This is a genomic window from Streptomyces misionensis (assembly GCF_007896895.1).
Classification (GTDB): domain Bacteria; phylum Actinomycetota; class Actinomycetes; order Streptomycetales; family Streptomycetaceae; genus Streptomyces; species Streptomyces misionensis_A.
Window position 1 is genome coordinate 1 of sequence record NZ_VOGW01000194.1, and the last position, 1197, is coordinate 1197.

The 1197-nt window shown below is 75.5% G+C and carries 2 protein-coding genes; one reads left to right on the forward strand and one right to left on the reverse strand.

Annotation, left to right across the window (positions count from 1 at the left end; translation table 11 throughout):
- Positions 1-23: 23 nt before the first annotated feature.
- A complete protein-coding gene (locus FRZ03_RS35735) occupies positions 24-464 on the reverse strand; it encodes a MarR family winged helix-turn-helix transcriptional regulator (protein WP_261399483.1) in 441 nt (146 codons plus the stop codon).
- Between the two features lie 241 nt (positions 465-705).
- On the opposite strand from FRZ03_RS35735, the gene FRZ03_RS35740 reads away from it, so the two are divergent.
- Positions 706-1197: putative protein N(5)-glutamine methyltransferase (locus FRZ03_RS35740; protein ID WP_146469239.1), on the forward strand; the 492-nt coding region annotated here is incomplete at its 3' end.

Consider the following 1197-nt stretch of genomic DNA (forward strand, 5'->3'; position numbering starts at 1 on the left):
CCCCGGGGGAGTGGGCCGGGGGCTCAGCGGTCCGTGGCGCCGTCCGGCGCCGCGTTGTAACGCTCCAGGTAGGCCGCGAACCGCACCAGGTCCTCCTCCGGGAAGTCCACCAGCCGCTCCCGGACGGCCGCCCGGCGGCGGAGGGTGACCTGGCCGAGGATCTCCTGCCCGGCCTCCGTCAGCTGGAGCACCTGGACCCGGTGGTCCTCCGGGTCCAGCCGGCGCTCGATCAGCCCCGCCCGCTCCAGCGCGGCCACCTGGCGGCTCACCGTGGACTTGTCCAGGGCGTAGTGCGCCGCGAGGTCGGTGGCCCGGCAGCCGCCGCTCTCCTCCAGATGTCCGAGCAGGGTGTACGACACCAGGGACAGCTCGGGGTGCATCCGCCCGGCCGAGGCGCGGGCCCGGCGGGCGAAGACCGTCATCTCGCGCTGGATCGTCTCCACAGCGGCCTCTGCCCTGCTCACGGGCCTCTCCCTCCTCCGGACTTCCCGTTGCAGAGTACAACTCGGTCCGCGGGCCGAGGCCGGCGGTGGGCCTTGGGGTATGGTGACCGTCCGGTCGCGGAGGTCCGCGACCCCGAGTGCGAGGGGGTGAGACCCATAACCGCTGTGTCAGCCGGGGTGCTCTCTCCTCGTGACGGCGCGGTCCGCCGGAGGCGGTGACCGCGGGGAGCGCCCTGTGGTTCCGCGCTCCCGAAAGGCATCCATGCCCTCCCGCCCCTCACTCTCCCCTGCCGCCGTCGTCTCCGCGTTGCGCGCCGCCGGGTGCGTCTTCGCCGAGGACGAGGCCGAGTTGCTCCTCGCCACCGCCCGCGACCCCGCCGAACTGGCCTCGATGGTGGACCGGCGCGCGGCCGGTCTTCCGCTCGAACACGTCCTGGGCTGGGCCGAGTTCCACGGACTGCGCGTCGCCGTGCCGCCCGGGGTGTTCGTCCCCCGCCGCCGTACGGAGTTCCTCGTGGACCGGGCGCTGGCGGAGGCACCGGACGCGGCCGTCGTCGTGGACCTGTGCTGCGGCTCCGGCGCGCTCGGCGCCGCGCTCGCCGCCGCGCTGGACGGTGCGGAGGTGCACGCCGCCGACATCGACCCGGCCGCGGTGCGCTGCGCCGGGCACAACCTCGCCCCCTACGGCGGCCGGGCCCACCAGGGCGACCTGTACGCCGCGCTGCCCACCGCGCTGCGCGGCCGGATCGACCTC